Annotated in this window: 13 protein-coding genes and 1 pseudogene; 4 read left to right on the plus strand and 10 right to left on the minus strand. The window is 65.7% G+C overall.

What is annotated here, in order from left to right; genetic code table 11:
* Positions 1-1,342: 1,342 nt before the first annotated feature.
* Positions 1,343-1,852: pseudogene (locus JUB11_RS23240) on the plus strand (transposase); the annotation flags it as partial.
* Positions 1,853-1,894: 42 nt separating this feature from the next.
* On the opposite strand, the gene JUB11_RS23245 reads toward JUB11_RS23240, so the two are convergent.
* The 6 genes from JUB11_RS23245 to JUB11_RS23270 form a co-directional block, all read right to left on the minus strand.
* Complete coding sequence (locus tag JUB11_RS23245; protein ID WP_207461167.1) at positions 1,895-2,206, minus strand: hypothetical protein; 312 nt, start codon at positions 2,204-2,206, stop codon at positions 1,895-1,897.
* Between the two features lie 54 nt (positions 2,207-2,260).
* On the minus strand, positions 2,261-3,052 hold the full coding sequence (locus tag JUB11_RS23250; protein WP_207461168.1) for a DUF3891 family protein: 792 nt from the start codon (positions 3,050-3,052) through the stop codon (positions 2,261-2,263).
* Between the two features lie 2 nt (positions 3,053-3,054).
* The gene (locus tag JUB11_RS23255) at positions 3,055-3,246 is read right to left on the minus strand and encodes a DUF3008 family protein (protein ID WP_207461169.1); all 192 of its coding nucleotides are present in this window, start codon (positions 3,244-3,246) and stop codon (positions 3,055-3,057) included.
* Between the two features lie 59 nt (positions 3,247-3,305).
* The gene (locus tag JUB11_RS23260; protein WP_207461170.1) at positions 3,306-4,520 is read right to left on the minus strand and encodes a zinc-dependent alcohol dehydrogenase; all 1,215 of its coding nucleotides are present in this window, start codon (positions 4,518-4,520) and stop codon (positions 3,306-3,308) included.
* 130 nt (positions 4,521-4,650) lie between these two features.
* Complete coding sequence (locus JUB11_RS23265) at positions 4,651-5,655, minus strand: SMP-30/gluconolactonase/LRE family protein (protein ID WP_207461171.1); 1,005 nt, start codon at positions 5,653-5,655, stop codon at positions 4,651-4,653.
* 130 nt (positions 5,656-5,785) lie between these two features.
* Complete coding sequence (locus JUB11_RS23270) at positions 5,786-6,688, minus strand: BON domain-containing protein (protein WP_207461172.1); 903 nt, start codon at positions 6,686-6,688, stop codon at positions 5,786-5,788.
* Positions 6,689-6,872: 184 nt separating this feature from the next.
* On the opposite strand from JUB11_RS23270, the gene JUB11_RS23275 reads away from it, so the two are divergent.
* Complete coding sequence (locus JUB11_RS23275) at positions 6,873-8,348, plus strand: FAD-dependent oxidoreductase (protein ID WP_207461173.1); 1,476 nt, start codon at positions 6,873-6,875, stop codon at positions 8,346-8,348.
* Between the two features lie 117 nt (positions 8,349-8,465).
* Here the strand turns inward: JUB11_RS23275 and JUB11_RS23280 are convergent, their stop codons facing one another.
* A complete protein-coding gene (locus tag JUB11_RS23280) occupies positions 8,466-8,966 on the minus strand; it encodes a YetF domain-containing protein (protein WP_207461174.1) in 501 nt (166 codons plus the stop codon).
* Between the two features lie 506 nt (positions 8,967-9,472).
* The gene (locus JUB11_RS23285; protein WP_207461175.1) at positions 9,473-10,597 is read right to left on the minus strand and encodes an alpha/beta hydrolase; all 1,125 of its coding nucleotides are present in this window, start codon (positions 10,595-10,597) and stop codon (positions 9,473-9,475) included.
* Positions 10,598-10,894: 297 nt separating this feature from the next.
* Here JUB11_RS23285 and JUB11_RS23290 point away from each other — a divergent pair, with 297 nt between their 5' ends.
* Together JUB11_RS23290 and JUB11_RS23295 are read left to right on the plus strand one after the other, a co-directional pair.
* The gene (locus JUB11_RS23290) at positions 10,895-11,353 is read left to right on the plus strand and encodes a BLUF domain-containing protein (protein ID WP_207461176.1); all 459 of its coding nucleotides are present in this window, start codon (positions 10,895-10,897) and stop codon (positions 11,351-11,353) included.
* A 296-nt stretch (positions 11,354-11,649) separates the two neighbouring features.
* On the plus strand, positions 11,650-12,657 hold the full coding sequence (locus JUB11_RS23295; protein ID WP_207461177.1) for an SDR family oxidoreductase: 1,008 nt from the start codon (positions 11,650-11,652) through the stop codon (positions 12,655-12,657).
* Positions 12,658-12,767: 110 nt separating this feature from the next.
* Here the strand turns inward: JUB11_RS23295 and JUB11_RS23300 are convergent, their stop codons facing one another.
* Positions 12,768-12,950: a CsbD family protein gene (locus tag JUB11_RS23300; RefSeq protein WP_207461178.1), complete on the minus strand. Its 183-nt coding sequence runs from the start codon at positions 12,948-12,950 to the stop codon at positions 12,768-12,770.
* A gap of 130 nt (positions 12,951-13,080) precedes the next feature.
* Positions 13,081-13,884, minus strand: a complete 804-nt coding sequence (locus JUB11_RS23305; protein WP_207461179.1) for an SDR family NAD(P)-dependent oxidoreductase — start codon at positions 13,882-13,884, stop codon at positions 13,081-13,083.
* Positions 13,885-14,042 lie beyond the last annotated feature (158 nt).

The raw sequence follows: 14,042 nt of genomic DNA on the forward strand, positions 1-14,042 counted from the left end.
ACGCTATGACAAGCTCGCCAGAAACTATGTGTCAGCCATAACCATTGCAACCATTGTAGCGTACTGGCTCTGATTGAGTCTGGAGCCTAAGGGGCGAAAACCTGTTACCTAAGGTGAATTGTGGCGTCATATTCCGAGACGGCATTGAGGTTACCGATGCCTTGTCGCAGAAAGCCTCCTAACCAAACCGTCGCCCCTCTCGCCGCATATCTCTCTTTTTTGCAAAACTTTATTGCCACCCGATAAGTACTCCACAGAGGGAGTATGCTAACTGTTAATGCTCTATTGCCTAGGTTGTGCGCACGAAAGACCCGGCACAAAATGCATCAATATGTGCCGATCACAATGCCAAGTCCCAGAGAGCATACGAGAGAGGCCGAGTATGACACCGAGAGCGCATTTCACGTACGTCGTGGAGCAGAAGGGGAAACACTGGACCGTCGGCTTCGGACCGGGCACTCATATTGGACAGTTCCCGTCGCGCCGTCAGGCGCTGGAATCGGCGGTTCGCGATGCCGTTCGCGTCCGAGTCCTTGGGGCTCAAGTCGACGTTCTTGCCCGCCGAAAGGACGGCTCGTTACGAAAGATACCGGAGGGGATTTCGCTCCAGTGACCGATTGCGAACGACAGATTGCTCGATCTGGGCCATGTATGCCCCCTTACTGCAGCGGGAACACACGTCTCTCATTCGCCCACAGCCAGGATTATGGTGGGCGATAGGAATCACTTATAGCCTCGGGCCGCCGCCTGCAATCCGCCATTAGGGAGAGCAGAAGCTCGACAGAGCCTTTCGGCCTGTGGGCAATGCCTATCGAACCAAGCGACCTATCCCCGGCCAGAGCTCCCCTTTTGCTGGCGGTGCTCGCAAGGGAGTTCCACATCCTTCCTGGCTGCGCCAAGATCCCATTGAAGGCTTTTTGGCCCACTACGCGTCAGCCCGTCAGTAAATTGATAGCATCCTTGACGATTTCCCTGACGGCGCTCGAAGGCAAGGTAGCCCGTGAGAAATTTCCTCTTGGGCTGTTGAATGGGAAGGAGAGTCACTTAGAGGAGGTTTGCCATGTTCAAATGGATTGCGCGTTACGCGATGCTGAAAGGTGTATGGAAGATGTTTCGCCGAAACCGCCAGCATCCGTAACAAACCATGGGCAGGGTTCCTGGTCCAGTATGATCCGGTGCCCGTTGTTCAACCAATGCACAAAGGCTAATGTTAACTGAGGCGCGCGCCATTACCGGCGCGCCCCTTCCTGCCTGCCAAATTTTTCACTTGGTAGCGGGCTCTCGGGGACTATCCGGAATTTCGTGCTCGGCGGGGGTATGCTGAGAACGGAAGGAGCCCTCGATGGCACGACGCAAAGAACCGATTATCCCCGATGCGATCCTCGACCAGCTGCTGGCCGGAGCGGACGCCAAGACGGCGTTTGATCAGAACGGGCTGCTCGACCAGCTGAAGAATGCGCTGACGGAACGAGCCCTGCGCGCGGAGCTGGATCATCACCTGGCCAGCGACGAGAGCGGCAACCGCCGCAACGGCTATGGCCGCAAGACGGTGCTGATCGGCAAGTACCAGCGGCGTTTCCCCGGCTTCGACGAGAAGATCATCTCGATGTACGCGCGGGGCATGTCGACGCGGGAGATCACGGGGCATTTGCGGGAGTTCTACGGCATCGAGGTGTCGGCCGACCTGATCTCGACGGTGACGGATGCGGTGATCGAGGAGGTGGTGGCCTGGCAGAACCGGCCTCTGGAGGCTGTCTACCCGCTGGTGTTCCTGGATGCCATCCGGGTCAAGATCCGTAACGAGGGCTTCGTGCGCAACAAGGCCATCCACGTGGCCATCGGCGTGCGGGCCGGTATCCCTGCACCACGCTGGCTGATAGGAACAACGGGCTTTTCAGCCACGCTGCCAATGACGGCGCAAGGCCACCCACTTCTGCTCCAGCCAAATCATGAACCGGCCAACCGGTCGCCGTAGGAATGGCACATCCTGCGCAATGAGCAGCAAACCCAATGGCAGCATCTCAATCCCGACCACCGGCAGGAACCACAGCATGCTGGCGATGATGAACAGCACCCCCAGCGGTATGCGGATCCAGCGCGCCTTCGGGTCGCGGAGCCAGCGGATGGCGCGCGCCACGCGGTCGGGCGCCTCCTTCTCCAGCCCCTCATAGGCTCGATCGAGCGTTTTCTGCCCCTCGTCCGTCATGGCAATTCAACACTCCCTTCGTGATCCGGCGCGCTGCGGGATGGCCAATGCGAACTACCGCGGCGATAGGACGGTCAGGATCGTGACGGGCTCCGCCTCCTCGAGCGCTCGGCGCATTGCGGATTCCTCAGTGAAGCGTCCGCGCAGGCGGCGCCCCTCGCAGACCACCTCGATGCATGCCGCCTGGAAAGGCCAGGGCTCGACGCGCAAATCGGCCGGGTTTCCGCCTGTCGCGCTGAGACGAAGTTCGGCGTTGTCCTTGCCGTCGGTCGGCACGTCGGGGATTACCGCCTCCTTTCCGACGCCCCAGCCGATCTCCAGCGACATGCGGTCGACGGCGGCAATGAGCAGCCGGTTGCGCTCGAGCGCGTCCGGCGTCAGGTCCGCCGCATAGCGGGGATTGGCCGCCAAGGCCGCGACGCAGTCGCGCTGGAAACGGTGCTGCCCCTCCAGGAAGCGCCGGACGAGCGCCGCGTCCTCCCGCGACGCCTTGTCGAAGTCGAAGAAGGTTCCGTAGATCGTGTCGGCGTGCAGGGAAACCATGAGGGCTGGGTAGCGCCCGAAGGCGAGCGCGCGGCGCACGCCCTGCGTCCATATTCCGGTGTGCGTCCCTGCATCGAGTTCCTGAAAGCCGTGCGGGCGGCCGGTTCGCGGGTTCAGCGTCGGCTCGGATTCCCAGGACAGCCAGCCGATGTCGTGCTGCTCCGCTCCCAGGCAGACCTCCTCGCGGGGCGACGGCGGGTGGAAGGCATCGTTTCCCCAAACCCGCATCAGTTGGCCCGACAGCCAGGCATGACTCGGCTGCGGGATGGCGATCACGCCGTCGCCGTCGTCCCGGAACAGCATGGCTAATCCTTCGACTCGCGCATCGGGAGATCCTTGCGTTTGGTGGCGGCCAGGTCGTGGAGTTCCTTCTCGCTCATCGACTTGGCCATCTCCTTCGACGCGCCTTTGAGGCTGGACGCCGGCTTGTCACCACGCTTTGCGGCGAGCGCGGCACCGGCCGCCATCTGCTGCTTCTTCGACTCCGCCTTGGGCATGTCCGTTCTCCGTGAAGGTTCAGGCATCGTCCACAACAGGGCAGCCGTGGCCGCCGGCACTACCGGCCGGGGACCAGTTCCACCTTCACCCACCCCGGCTTGCGCAGGTCGAACTGCTTGTAGGCCTCGATGACGTCGCTCATCGGTTCGACGTGCGACAGGATCCTGGCCGGATCGACGGTGCCGGCCTCGACCATCGAGACGAGACGGGGAATGTATTTGCGGTGGTTGCAATTGCCCATATTGATGGTGACGTTCTTGTTCATCGCCATCCCGATGGGGAAGAACTTGTCGGTCTGCGGATAGACGCCGATGATCGAGAGCGTTCCCGCCTTCGCCAGCGAATCCAGGGCCCAGGTCACCGCCTGGGACGGACCGTCGCCGGGCTTCCACTGGTCGCCCCGCGGGTTGGCGTCCGGCGCGATCTGCTGGACCTCCTGTGCGAACTGTCCAGCCTGCTGGTTTGCCTGCTCCGCCGCCGGGCCGGTCTTGGGCCGTTCGGAATCCACACCCACCGCGTCGATGGCCCGGTCGGGGCCGGCGCCGCCGGTCAGGTCACGGATCGCCTGGACCGGGTCTTCCTGATTGTAGTTCACCGTCTCGGCGCCGAGATCGCGGGCGCGGTCCAGCCGGCCTTCGATCCCGTCCACCGCGATGACCCGGCTGGCGCCGAGTTGGAAGGCACTGAGGATTGCGAACAGGCCGACCGGGCCGCAGCCCCAGACCGCGACGATGTCGCCCGCCTTGATCTCGGCCAGTTCGGCGCCGAAATAGCCGGTCGGGTAGATGTCGGAGATCAGGATGGCCTGATCGTCGGTGACTTGGTCCGGCAGCTTCACAAGTCCGACGTTGGCGTAGGGAACGCGAGCGTATTCGGCCTGAAGCCCGTCGAAGGGACCGGTCATCTCCGGACCGCCGAAAAAGGCGGTGCCGGCTGCCGGGCCGTTCGGGTTGGCCTCGTCGCACTGCGCGAAATAGCCGGAGCGGCAGTAATTGCACGAGCCGCAGCCGATCGTGGACGGAATCACCACGCGGTCGCCCCGCTTCAGGTTGCGCACCATGGGCCCGACCTCCTCGACCACGCCCACTCCTTCGTGCCCAAGGATGGTGCCGGGCTTCATGCCGGGCAGCGTGCCGCGGATCATGTGCAGGTCGGTACCGCAGATGGCGCTCGCCGTGATGCGGACGATCGCGTCGTGCGGGTCCTTGATCTTGGGCTGGGGCACTTCGTCGACGCGGATGTCGCCCACGCCATGGAAAACGACGGCTTTCATGAACATCTCCCGGAAAAGAGGAAGCCGGCCGCGGGAACATCGGGAAGCCGGCCGAGGATCTCCGCACTCCAACCCCTCGCCTTCCAAACTGTTGCGCGATCCCTTCTCCACCTGTTCCGGGACGGCGGAATCAAATGATCGCCGCACCTCGGGTCGCCAGTTCCATGGAGTAGACCGTGTCCATGGCGCATATGAGCAGCGTGGAGCCGTGAACGCCGCCGAAAGCGAGGTTCGCAGCGGTGCGAGGGGTGGGGATTCGCCCCAGTTCCTCGCCCTCGGGGGAAAGGATATGCACCCCGTCGCCGGCCGAGGTGAACAGGTTCCCCTTCACGTCGAGGGCAAAGCCGTCCGGAACCCCCGGATCGATTTCGGCAAAGACCCGGCGCCCCGAAAGTTTGCCGTCGGCCCCGACGTCGTAGGCGAGGATCGCGTGCCCGTTCGAGCCCTGCTCCAGCGACCGCGCCGTATCCGACACATAGAGCACGGACTCGTCCGGCGAAAAGGCGATCCCGTTCGGCTGCCCGGCTTCTTTGGCAACGGCGTCGATGCCGCCGGTCGCAGGGTCGAACCTGTAGACGAAGGCGCCCGGCAGTTCCATCCTGCCCCCGCCCCCCTCCGCCGGGCTTTTGAGGCCGAAGACCGGATCGGTGAACCAGATCGTCCCGTCGGATTTCACGGCCACGTCGTTCGGCGAGTTGAAGCGCCGCCCCTGATAGCTCTCCACCAGCATCCGGTTCACCCCATCCTTTCCGGTCAGGCTGACGCGGCGGCCGCCATGCTCGCAGACGACGAGCCGGCCCGCCCGGTCCACGGCATGGCCATTGGCGAAGCCGCTCGGCTCACGCAATGTCCGGACCGTGCCGGTGGCGGGATCGATGACGTGTTCCCGGTTCGCCTTGACGTCGCTGAACACGAAGCCGCCGAAGGCGGGCGCCCAGACCGGTCCCTCGCACCAGGCATACCCGCCCGCAAGGCGCCGCAGCCGTGCGCCGCGGGGCACCAGGGCATCGAACCGCTCGACCCGTCCAGCCGCTGGCTTGGGCGGCGCCAAGCCGTCCTGGCCAGCCTGGGATGGGGTGAGAGGACAGCCCACCGCGGCGAGGCCTGCCATTACGGCGCGACGCGACAGTTCCATGATCTTTCCCATCGGTGGCAGGGCGCGACCCGCAGCCCTTCCCAGATTCCTGTCGCCCGGGCAGGGTATCGGGAACCGGGATATCCCCCGCGTGCCGACGCGGGGGATATCCCTGGAGGACCGTTCAGGATCAGCCCTGGCTGGTGACCTTGCTGTTGCTGTTGCCGCTGGGCATGAAACCGCTTCCGGTTCCCGTACCGCCGCCCATGCCGGCCATGGCCGAAGCACCGGCATTCGTGCCGCCCGTGCCAAAAGCGCCCTGCTGGACGCGCAGGTTGTTCTGCACGTGGCGGACGCCGGAAACGGATTCCGCGACATCCTCGGCACGGCGCTTGGCGTCGCGGTGGTCGACCGTGCCGGACAGCGTGATTTCACCGCCGCTGACGCTGACCTCGATCTCGCTCGCGTCGATGTAGGGGTCGTCGGTCAGCCGGTCGTTGACGTCCTCGCGGATGCGGTCATCGGAACGGGTGTAGCCGCGCGGCCCGCGCCCGCGATGGTGCTGGGCGCCGGAATCACCACGCATCGCGTCCATGCGGCGGCGGCGCTCCGCGTCTTCGCTGCCGAACCAGGTCGCCATCTCGTCGCCGGCCCGCTCGAAGAAGCCGCGCTCCTCATCGCCACGCTGGCGCCCCGAGCGGTCGCCATAGCCCGAGCGGTCGCCGTAGTTCGCGAACCCGCCACGCTGGCTGCCGAAGACGCGATCCTCGCCGAAGCGCCCCTGGCCGCCACGTCCGCCGGAGCGCTGGTCACCCGGCCACGCGCCAGCCATGCCGGAGAGGCTCCTCTCCCCATAAATGCGGGCGCCGTGGTCCTCGCGCCCCTGATCGCCACGATCATAGCCACCCCGGCCGTAATCGTCGCGTCCGTATCCAAAGGCGCTCCGGTCCTGGAATTCATCGCGGAAATGGTTGCCACGCAGCGGGCCGTCATACTCACGTTCTTCGAAACGGTTGTCGCGGCCTTCGTCGCGCCAGTTCCGGTTCTCATTCCTCCAACGGTCTTGCCTCCAACGGTCTTGATCGTACGCCATGGTCTGAACTCCCGGTCGTTTGTTGACGCGCCGTTCGGGATGCTTCGCCGAAGACGCACCTAGGGAACAGCCCTCGGCAGGGTGCGTCCCGCCCCCGGCCCTGAATGGCACGGTTGCGTGGCCGGAACCTCCCTTGTGTTCCCATGGTTGCCTGGGTGTCCTCGCCCCGATCTGGAGTCGCCTCATGCGGATCTTCCCCGGCACTGCCGAATCCTGCTGGATCGCCGACGCGCCAAGCACGGCCTACCCGGCCCTGCCGGGGGATGTGGTCGTGGATGTCGCGGTGATCGGCGGCGGCATCGTGGGCCTGACCGCAGCGTTGCTGCTGAAAAGGGCGGGCAAACGGGTGGCGGTGCTGGAAATGCGGCGTGTCGGCCGTCAGGTCACCGGTCGTTCAACGGCCAAGATCACCTCCCTGCACGCGCTGATTTACCGCCACCTGACCGACTGCTTCGGCGCGGAGACGGCACGCCTGTACGGCGAGGCGAACCAGGCCGGGCTGGCACTGATCCGCGATCTCGCGCGCGAGTTGCGCATCGACTGCAACCTGGAGACCAAGAACGCCTACACCTACGCCACCGGGAAGGACGGGCTCGACGCGTTGCGCGACGAGGCCGAGTTGGCCCGGCGGCTCGGGCTGCCCGCCGACTTCACCGCGGAGGTGCCCTTGCCCTTCCCCACCGCAGGCGCGGTGCGCTTCTCCGATCAGGCGCAATTCAATCCGGCGACGTATCTTGTGGCGCTCGCCGCCGCCATCGAGGGCGACGGATGCTCGGTGTTCGAGGACACGCTGGTGACAAAGGCGGAGGAGGGAGAGCCCTGTACCGTCGAGACGAGCCGAGGCACCGTCCTCGCGCGCGACGTGATCGTGGCGAGCCACACTCCCATCGCCGGGCACGGGCATTTCCACAGCAAGACCCGTCCGCGCGGCCATATGGCCATCGCCGCCCGGATCGCCGCCGCCGACCTGCCCGACGGCATGTTCCTCTCAGCCGAGCAGCCGACCCACTCCATCCGCGGCGGCCGCGACGCGGATGGTCCGCTTCTGGTGGTGCTCGGTCCGCGTTTTCCGCAAGGGCAGCATCCCAACACCCTGGCTGGCCTGCGTGAGCTGGAGGCTTGGACTCGGGAGCGCTTCCCGATTGGGGAGATCGCGTACCGCTGGACCAACGAGGATTATGAGACCCCGGACCGGGTGCCGCTGGTCGGCCGCGCGAACCCCGACAGTCGTCACCTTTATGTGGGCGTCGCCTTCAACGCCTGGGGCATCAGCAACGGCACCGCCGCCAGCCTCATCCTTGCCGATCTGATTCTGAACAGACCGAACGCATGGGCCCGCGTTTTCGACGCGACGCGTGACCTGCCGCGCGACTTCAACCCCGGCGGCGACACGGCGACGCGGATCGCGTCGCTCGCCGACCTGGCGCCGGGTGACGGTGGTGTTCTGGACATCGACGGAACAGCGGTCGCCGCCTGGAAGGACGATCAAGGGCAAGTCCACACCTTTTCCGCCGCCTGCACGCACAAGGGCTGCTCCGTCACATGGAACCATGCCGACCGCACATGGGACTGTCCCTGCCACGGCTCGGTCTTCACCGCCGGCGGCGCCGTCGTCCATGGTCCGGCGCGCAAGCCATTGGAGCCCTGGAAGCAGGAGTGAGCCTGCCGGCGAAACGGGACAGCACACGCATCCCAACCCTAGCCAAGCGCAGGCCTGCTGTTCGGCGCACCCAGCGCGCCGCACTGGGTGGAACGGCAACACGACTTGCGCAACAGGCTACTCGCCTTTCTTCACGAGGCTGACACGGCCGTCCCCCTCGATGTAGGCGGCCTTCACATCCCCAAGGCTGGACAAGCCGTGCTGGCGGATCTGGGACATCAGCTCCTCCTCGGTGACGAACTCCTTGCGCATGTTGCGGCGGTTCAGCCGACCGTCCCGTACCAGGAGGAGCGGCTGCGGCCGGGTCAGCCAGCGAAGGCGAGGGAAGGTATAGCCCAGCCAGTCCACGGCCATGTTCCAGAAGATGATGGTGCCAACCAGCACGATGCCCTCGGTCACCGACTTGTATTCCGCCGCCATGGCGTTCTGCGCTGCGTCGGCAATCAGGACGATGACCAGGAAATCCGCGATCCCGACCTCTCCGGTCTGCCGCTTGAGGAAGAACCGCAGCATCAAGAAGAGGGACAGGTACATGAAGGTTCCCCGGATCGCGATGTCCAGGAGGGAATGACTCGGCAGGAACATCTCCGCCCAATCAACGGTGAACAGCTGGTCCATGGTCTGCCTGCGCTCCCTCTCAGACGCCGGTCGCATCCTTCACCCGGTCCGCCGTCAAGAGCGGTTCCCGGATCCGCACGCCGCGGGACCCTGCGCGACCGGCCCGTTCTCAGGAATGGTGCGTTGGTCGGGTCGATCACTTGGACCTCGACAATGTCCGGCGCAGACGAAAAGCGCAGGACCTGTCCTTTCAGGACATGGCTTGAGAAGCTGTGCGTTGGAATAGAGGTGGAGCGGAATGGCGCTTCGGTCGGCGCAATCACCGGCTGGCGGACACGGGCGAAAAAGCCGGCGGAGGACTCCCCCGGCGATCATCCCGCCGATCGCATGCCATGCCGTCACGACCACCGCCTAAACCCTGCCGAACTCCTCCGGTCCAACTGCAATGGACGGATCTGGTTCCAGGTCATGAAGGCGAAAGGGACCGTGGCGACCGACTGCGTTCTCTGGCCCGAAGGGGCGGCACGGCAATCCTGCCGCACCGCGCCCTTCGAGGATCGTTCGCCTCAACTCCGGGGAGTGGAGCCGAAGGACTGCCGAAGACGGCTGCCGGCAAAAGCCTGGGCGTCCTTGGCCTTGGCAACGGCGGCGCCCATGCCGAAGAACTCGTGCGTGACGTCGTCGTAGTTTCGGGATTCGACCGGCACGCCCGCCATGCGCAGCCGCTCGGCCAACATCTGGCCCTCGGAACGCAGAGGATCGATCTCGTCCATGATGATGGTCGTCGGCGGCAGGCCGGCCAGATCCGGCGCGTTTACGACGTCGATCAGCGGGTCCTTCCGATCCTGCTGGTTGCGCAGGTACTTGTCGAAGAACCACGCCATCATTGCCCTGTTCAGGGGCTTGGCGGTCGCGTTCTCCTGGTAGGAGGGCGTGTTGAGGTCCGATCCCGCGATGGGATAGACCAGGAGCTGGTGGACCGGAAGCGCCAGGCCCTGCTGGCGCGCCAGCCGAGATACGCCAATCGCAAGGCTGCCGCCCGCGCTCTCGCCGGCCACCGCGACGCGCGCCGGGTCGCCGCCGAGCTGGCCGGCGTTCCGCAGAGCCCAACGGTAAGCGGCCAGCGCGTCCTGGTGAGCCGCTGGGAACTTCGCTTCCGGTCCCTTGCGGTATTCGACGGAGACGACAATGGCACCGGACTGGTTCGCCAGGGCGCGCGCCGAAGAATCATAGGTGTCGTTTGTGGCGATCACCCAGCCGCCGCCATGGAAGTAGACGATCACCGGAAGCCGACCGCTCGCCCCGTGCGGCTTATAGACCCGCGCCGTAAGGGCGCTCGCCGGACCGGGAATGGTGATGTTGCGGACGCTGGCGACCGGTTCCGGCGCGGCGTTCATGCCACGGTCCTGGAGGTACTTCTTCACAGCATCGGCGGGCGTCGGCTGTTGCCGCGCCTCGCCGGCGGTGAGCGTCTCGATCGGCTTCGGCCCCAAGGCCTGGAAGGCCAGCAGCACCCCGGCCATGTCCGTGTCCGCGTCGGCGAGCGTCGGCGTGCCCTTCGCCGCTTCCACCGGTGCGTTCACCGTGGCGGTGCCGAGATCCTTCGCCGACTGGCAGGCGGATAACAGGAGGAGCGCCGCAGCACCCGCCATCCATGGGGCGCGACGCCCCTGTCCCGATTGTCCGGTCATTTTGCCCTTCTTGTGGAGTTCGTGAGGGCAGGCAGGGGTCTCCCTACCCGTCCGGTAGGCCTTAACCGGACAGGGGAATAGCAGTTCCTGCCTGCCCGGCAATTCCCAAAGCCAGGGCCGCCCACTTCGCACGGTTGTGGTGCCGCGCCGGCAGCAAACGCCGAACGCGATCGCTTCGCGGCAGAGCAGGCCGCACGCGATAGTCGTGACAATGATCAACAGACCGATAGACGGCCTAGCGCTGCAATGGGGCCGCCTTTAGAGTGTTCTCACCATGCGGCAGAGGGGTATCCGCTGATGTACGCTCGCCTCGCCTACTATAGCGAAATCACGTCCGAGTTCAGCGCCGAGATGATGCACGACATCGTCCGGAAGAGCCAAATGAACAATGCCTGTCACGGCGTCACCGGCTGCCTGGTGCAGCATGGAAAATATTTCATCCAGCTGCTGGAAGGGCCGAGATCGGTCCTGACCCGCCTGTTTTGTGCGATCGCGAAAGACAGCCGTCACACGAACGTGGTGTTGGTCGAATTGCGGGACATCAGCGCCGCCCGCTTTCCTGGCTGGAACATGCTGAACATCAGCAACCAATTCATGCCGGCCATTCAAGGTGTCCTGTTCGACCCAGACGCCTTCACCGGCAGCGCCTTGGGCCATACCATGGAAAAGGCGGCTCGTTATCTTGAGGAGCTGAGATCCGCCGATCCGAAGGCGGCCGCCGTCGATGCCGGCCTGGCACCGTCGGTCCACGCATAGTCACACAGCTGATTGCATTGCCCCATTCCCGGAAGACGATGCAGCCGGGAGGAGAATGACGCCGTGCCGGCGGGGCGATCGGCCGATCCGGAAGCAGGATCGCGGGACATGGCGTTCCTGAAGAGAACGCCGCACAGGCATGAATGAAATCGACGACCGGTCGGTTGTCGACGCAACTGATCCATGCCGGCGAGGGAACCCCCGCCCGGCATGAAGGTTGAGCTGCCTATGCCCGAGCCCCCGGTGCGGCAGAAGGGCCGTGCCACCGGAGAAAGCGGATCGGCACGGAGACGGACATGAAACCTGAAGGCATCGACAGCTCGCGTCGCCTCGTCGTCGGCGGCATCGCCACCGGCATGGTGGCGGCCCTGGGCACGCCCGCGCTGGCGCAGCAGGGAAACGTTGCGGCCCCCGCCGGCGCGCCGGCCATGCGGAACCCGGCCACCGAGTACCCGCGTCCGCCCTTCCCCCGCCAGGAGCAGGAATGGCCGGGCCTCGCCAGCCAGATGACGCCCCGTCCCGATCATGGCGAAACGAGCTACAAAGGGTCGGGCCGTCTCGCCGGGCGCAAGGCGCTCATCACCGGCGGCGATTCCGGCATCGGCCGGGCCGCCGCGATCGCCTTCGCACGCGAGGGCGCCGACGTCGCCTTCAACTACCTGCCGGCCGAGGAACCGGACGCGCGGGAGGTGGTCGAACTGATCCGGGCGGAAGGCCGGAAGGCCATCCCCCTGCCCGGCGACATCCGGGACGAAGCCTTCTGCAACAGGCTGGTCGCCGACGCCCTGCGGGAACTCGGCGGCCTCGACATCCTCGTCAACAACGCCGCGAGGCAGCACTCCGTGCCGTCCATCCTGGAGCTGACCACGGAGCAGCTCGACGAAACCTTCAAGACCAACGTCTACGCGATGTTCTGGATCACCAAGGCTGCCATGCGGCACCTGGGTCCGGGCTCCGCCATCATCAACACCAGTTCGGTCACGGCTTACGATCCCTCCGCCAATCTGCTGGACTATTCGGCGACCAAGGCGGCGATCATGAATTTCACGAAGAGCCTCGCGAAGCAGGTCGCGCAGAAGGGCATCCGCGTCAACGCTGTGGCGCCGGGGCCGTTCTGGACGCCCCTGCAGCCGAGCGGGGGCCAGCCGCCGGACCAGCTCACGAGCTTCGGCGGCGACACGCCGATGGGCCGCCCCGGCCAGCCAGCCGAACTCGCCCCGATCTACGTCCTTCTCGCGTCCCAGGAATCCAGCTACGCGACGGGTCAGGTGTACGGCGCCGTCGGCGGGCGCGGCGGGCCATAACTCCAGGCGGCATAACTCCAGGTGCAGGAGAGCGCGATGACATGCCATGACGTCGCGCTCCAAGTCATCCGGCCTTTACGGACCTAGCGGTCAGGGGCGATCAGGGGCGGTCAAGGGTTGCCCTTGCCGGTCAGGGCGTCCTTGATGCCGCCGATGGCGTTCTGGATCTTGCCCTCGGCCTTGTCGGCCTTGCCCTCGGACTGGAGCTTGCTGTCCCCGGTCAGGTTGCCGGCGCCTTCCTTGAGGTCGCCCTTCATCTTCTTCATCGAACCTTCGGTGCGGTCGTCGTTCATCGCTCGATCCTCTCCATGACATGTCGGCGTCGCCGCCGGATGGAACATCCAAACCAACACCCCCCGGCCGGAAATGTCCCCGATCAGGACAGCGGCGTGCCGATGGCCGAGGCGAAGGGATGCCTGCCGGCTACTTCCGCGCCGAACCCGGCTCGGACAGCTTGCGGTGCTGCTCGGCCTTGGCGTTCTCTGTCAGGAACTTGGCGGCGGTGGTGTGGAGCGTGTTCGTGATCGAGCCGGCGACGATGTGGTCCTTGCCGGCCATCAGGGCCTCGAAACCCTGCCGGGCGACCTCGGCCGGGTCGTCCTTCTTGCCGGCCCCGACCCTGGTGTCGTCCATGCCGGCGCGGTGGAAGAAGTTGGTGTCCGTCGGGCCGGGCATCAGCGCCGTGACGGTCACCTTCGTCTCCTTCAGCTCGTTGCGGAGCGCCTCGGCGAAGGACAGGATGAAGGCCTTGGAGGCGCCATACACCGCCTCGAAGGGTGCCGGGGTGGTGGAGGCGATGGAGGCGGTGAACAGAACGCGGCCCCGGTCGCGCGCCACCATGTCCGGCAGCACCCGTTTGGCGAGGTGGACCGAGGAGGTGACGTTCAGGCTGATGAGGTTCAGTTCGTCCTCCAGCCGGGTCTCGCGGGTGAAGTCTCCGCCAACCCCGACGCCGGCGTTGATGGCGATGGCCTCCACCGGCCGTCCGGCGGCCTTGATCGCAGCGTGGAGCTGCTCGACGCCCTCATAGCTGGTCAGGTCGGCCTGCACCGCGTCCGCTCGGCCTCCGAGCGCCGCGACGTCGCGCGCGGCGTCCACGATGCCCGGGCTCGCGGCGGTGACCAGCACGTCGAAACCATTCCGGGCGAATTGCTTGGCGAGTTCGTAACCGATGCCGCTCGACGCGCCGGTCACGACGGCCAACGGCCGTACTGCGTCTGTGGCCATGGGCTTGTTCCTTCCGTTCCAGGGATTTCAGTAGCGCCAACCGGGCGCCGCGCCCGCGGGTTCCGGCTGGCGGACGGCCGGGATCCCTGTCCGGGAAGCATGCCCGCCAGGACCGGAACGGCTTCTCCCCTTCCTTGTTGGTTCCAGATCGGCGGCTT

The sequence above is a fragment of the Azospirillum sp. SYSU D00513 genome, from assembly GCF_017356015.1.
GTDB lineage: Bacteria > Pseudomonadota > Alphaproteobacteria > Azospirillales > Azospirillaceae > Azospirillum.

Excerpts from the sequence above, each read along its gene's own strand:
- JUB11_RS23245 (WP_207461167.1), bottom strand. The coding sequence starts at position 2,206 with ATGACGGACGAGGGGCAGAAAACGCTCGATCGAGCCTATGAGGGGCTG.
- JUB11_RS23250 (WP_207461168.1), bottom strand. The coding sequence starts at position 3,052 with ATGCTGTTCCGGGACGACGGCGACGGCGTGATCGCCATCCCGCAGCCG.
- JUB11_RS23255 (WP_207461169.1), bottom strand. The coding sequence starts at position 3,246 with ATGCCCAAGGCGGAGTCGAAGAAGCAGCAGATGGCGGCCGGTGCCGCG.
- JUB11_RS23260 (WP_207461170.1), bottom strand. The coding sequence starts at position 4,520 with ATGAAAGCCGTCGTTTTCCATGGCGTGGGCGACATCCGCGTCGACGAA.
- JUB11_RS23265 (WP_207461171.1), bottom strand. The coding sequence starts at position 5,655 with ATGGAACTGTCGCGTCGCGCCGTAATGGCAGGCCTCGCCGCGGTGGGC.
- JUB11_RS23270 (WP_207461172.1), bottom strand. The coding sequence starts at position 6,688 with ATGGCGTACGATCAAGACCGTTGGAGGCAAGACCGTTGGAGGAATGAG.
- JUB11_RS23275 (WP_207461173.1), top strand. The coding sequence starts at position 6,873 with ATGCGGATCTTCCCCGGCACTGCCGAATCCTGCTGGATCGCCGACGCG.
- JUB11_RS23280 (WP_207461174.1), bottom strand. The coding sequence starts at position 8,966 with ATGGACCAGCTGTTCACCGTTGATTGGGCGGAGATGTTCCTGCCGAGT.
- JUB11_RS23285 (WP_207461175.1), bottom strand. The coding sequence starts at position 10,597 with ATGACCGGACAATCGGGACAGGGGCGTCGCGCCCCATGGATGGCGGGT.
- JUB11_RS23290 (WP_207461176.1), top strand. The coding sequence starts at position 10,895 with ATGTACGCTCGCCTCGCCTACTATAGCGAAATCACGTCCGAGTTCAGC.
- JUB11_RS23295 (WP_207461177.1), top strand. The coding sequence starts at position 11,650 with ATGAAACCTGAAGGCATCGACAGCTCGCGTCGCCTCGTCGTCGGCGGC.
- JUB11_RS23300 (WP_207461178.1), bottom strand. The coding sequence starts at position 12,950 with ATGAACGACGACCGCACCGAAGGTTCGATGAAGAAGATGAAGGGCGAC.
- JUB11_RS23305 (WP_207461179.1), bottom strand. The coding sequence starts at position 13,884 with ATGGCCACAGACGCAGTACGGCCGTTGGCCGTCGTGACCGGCGCGTCG.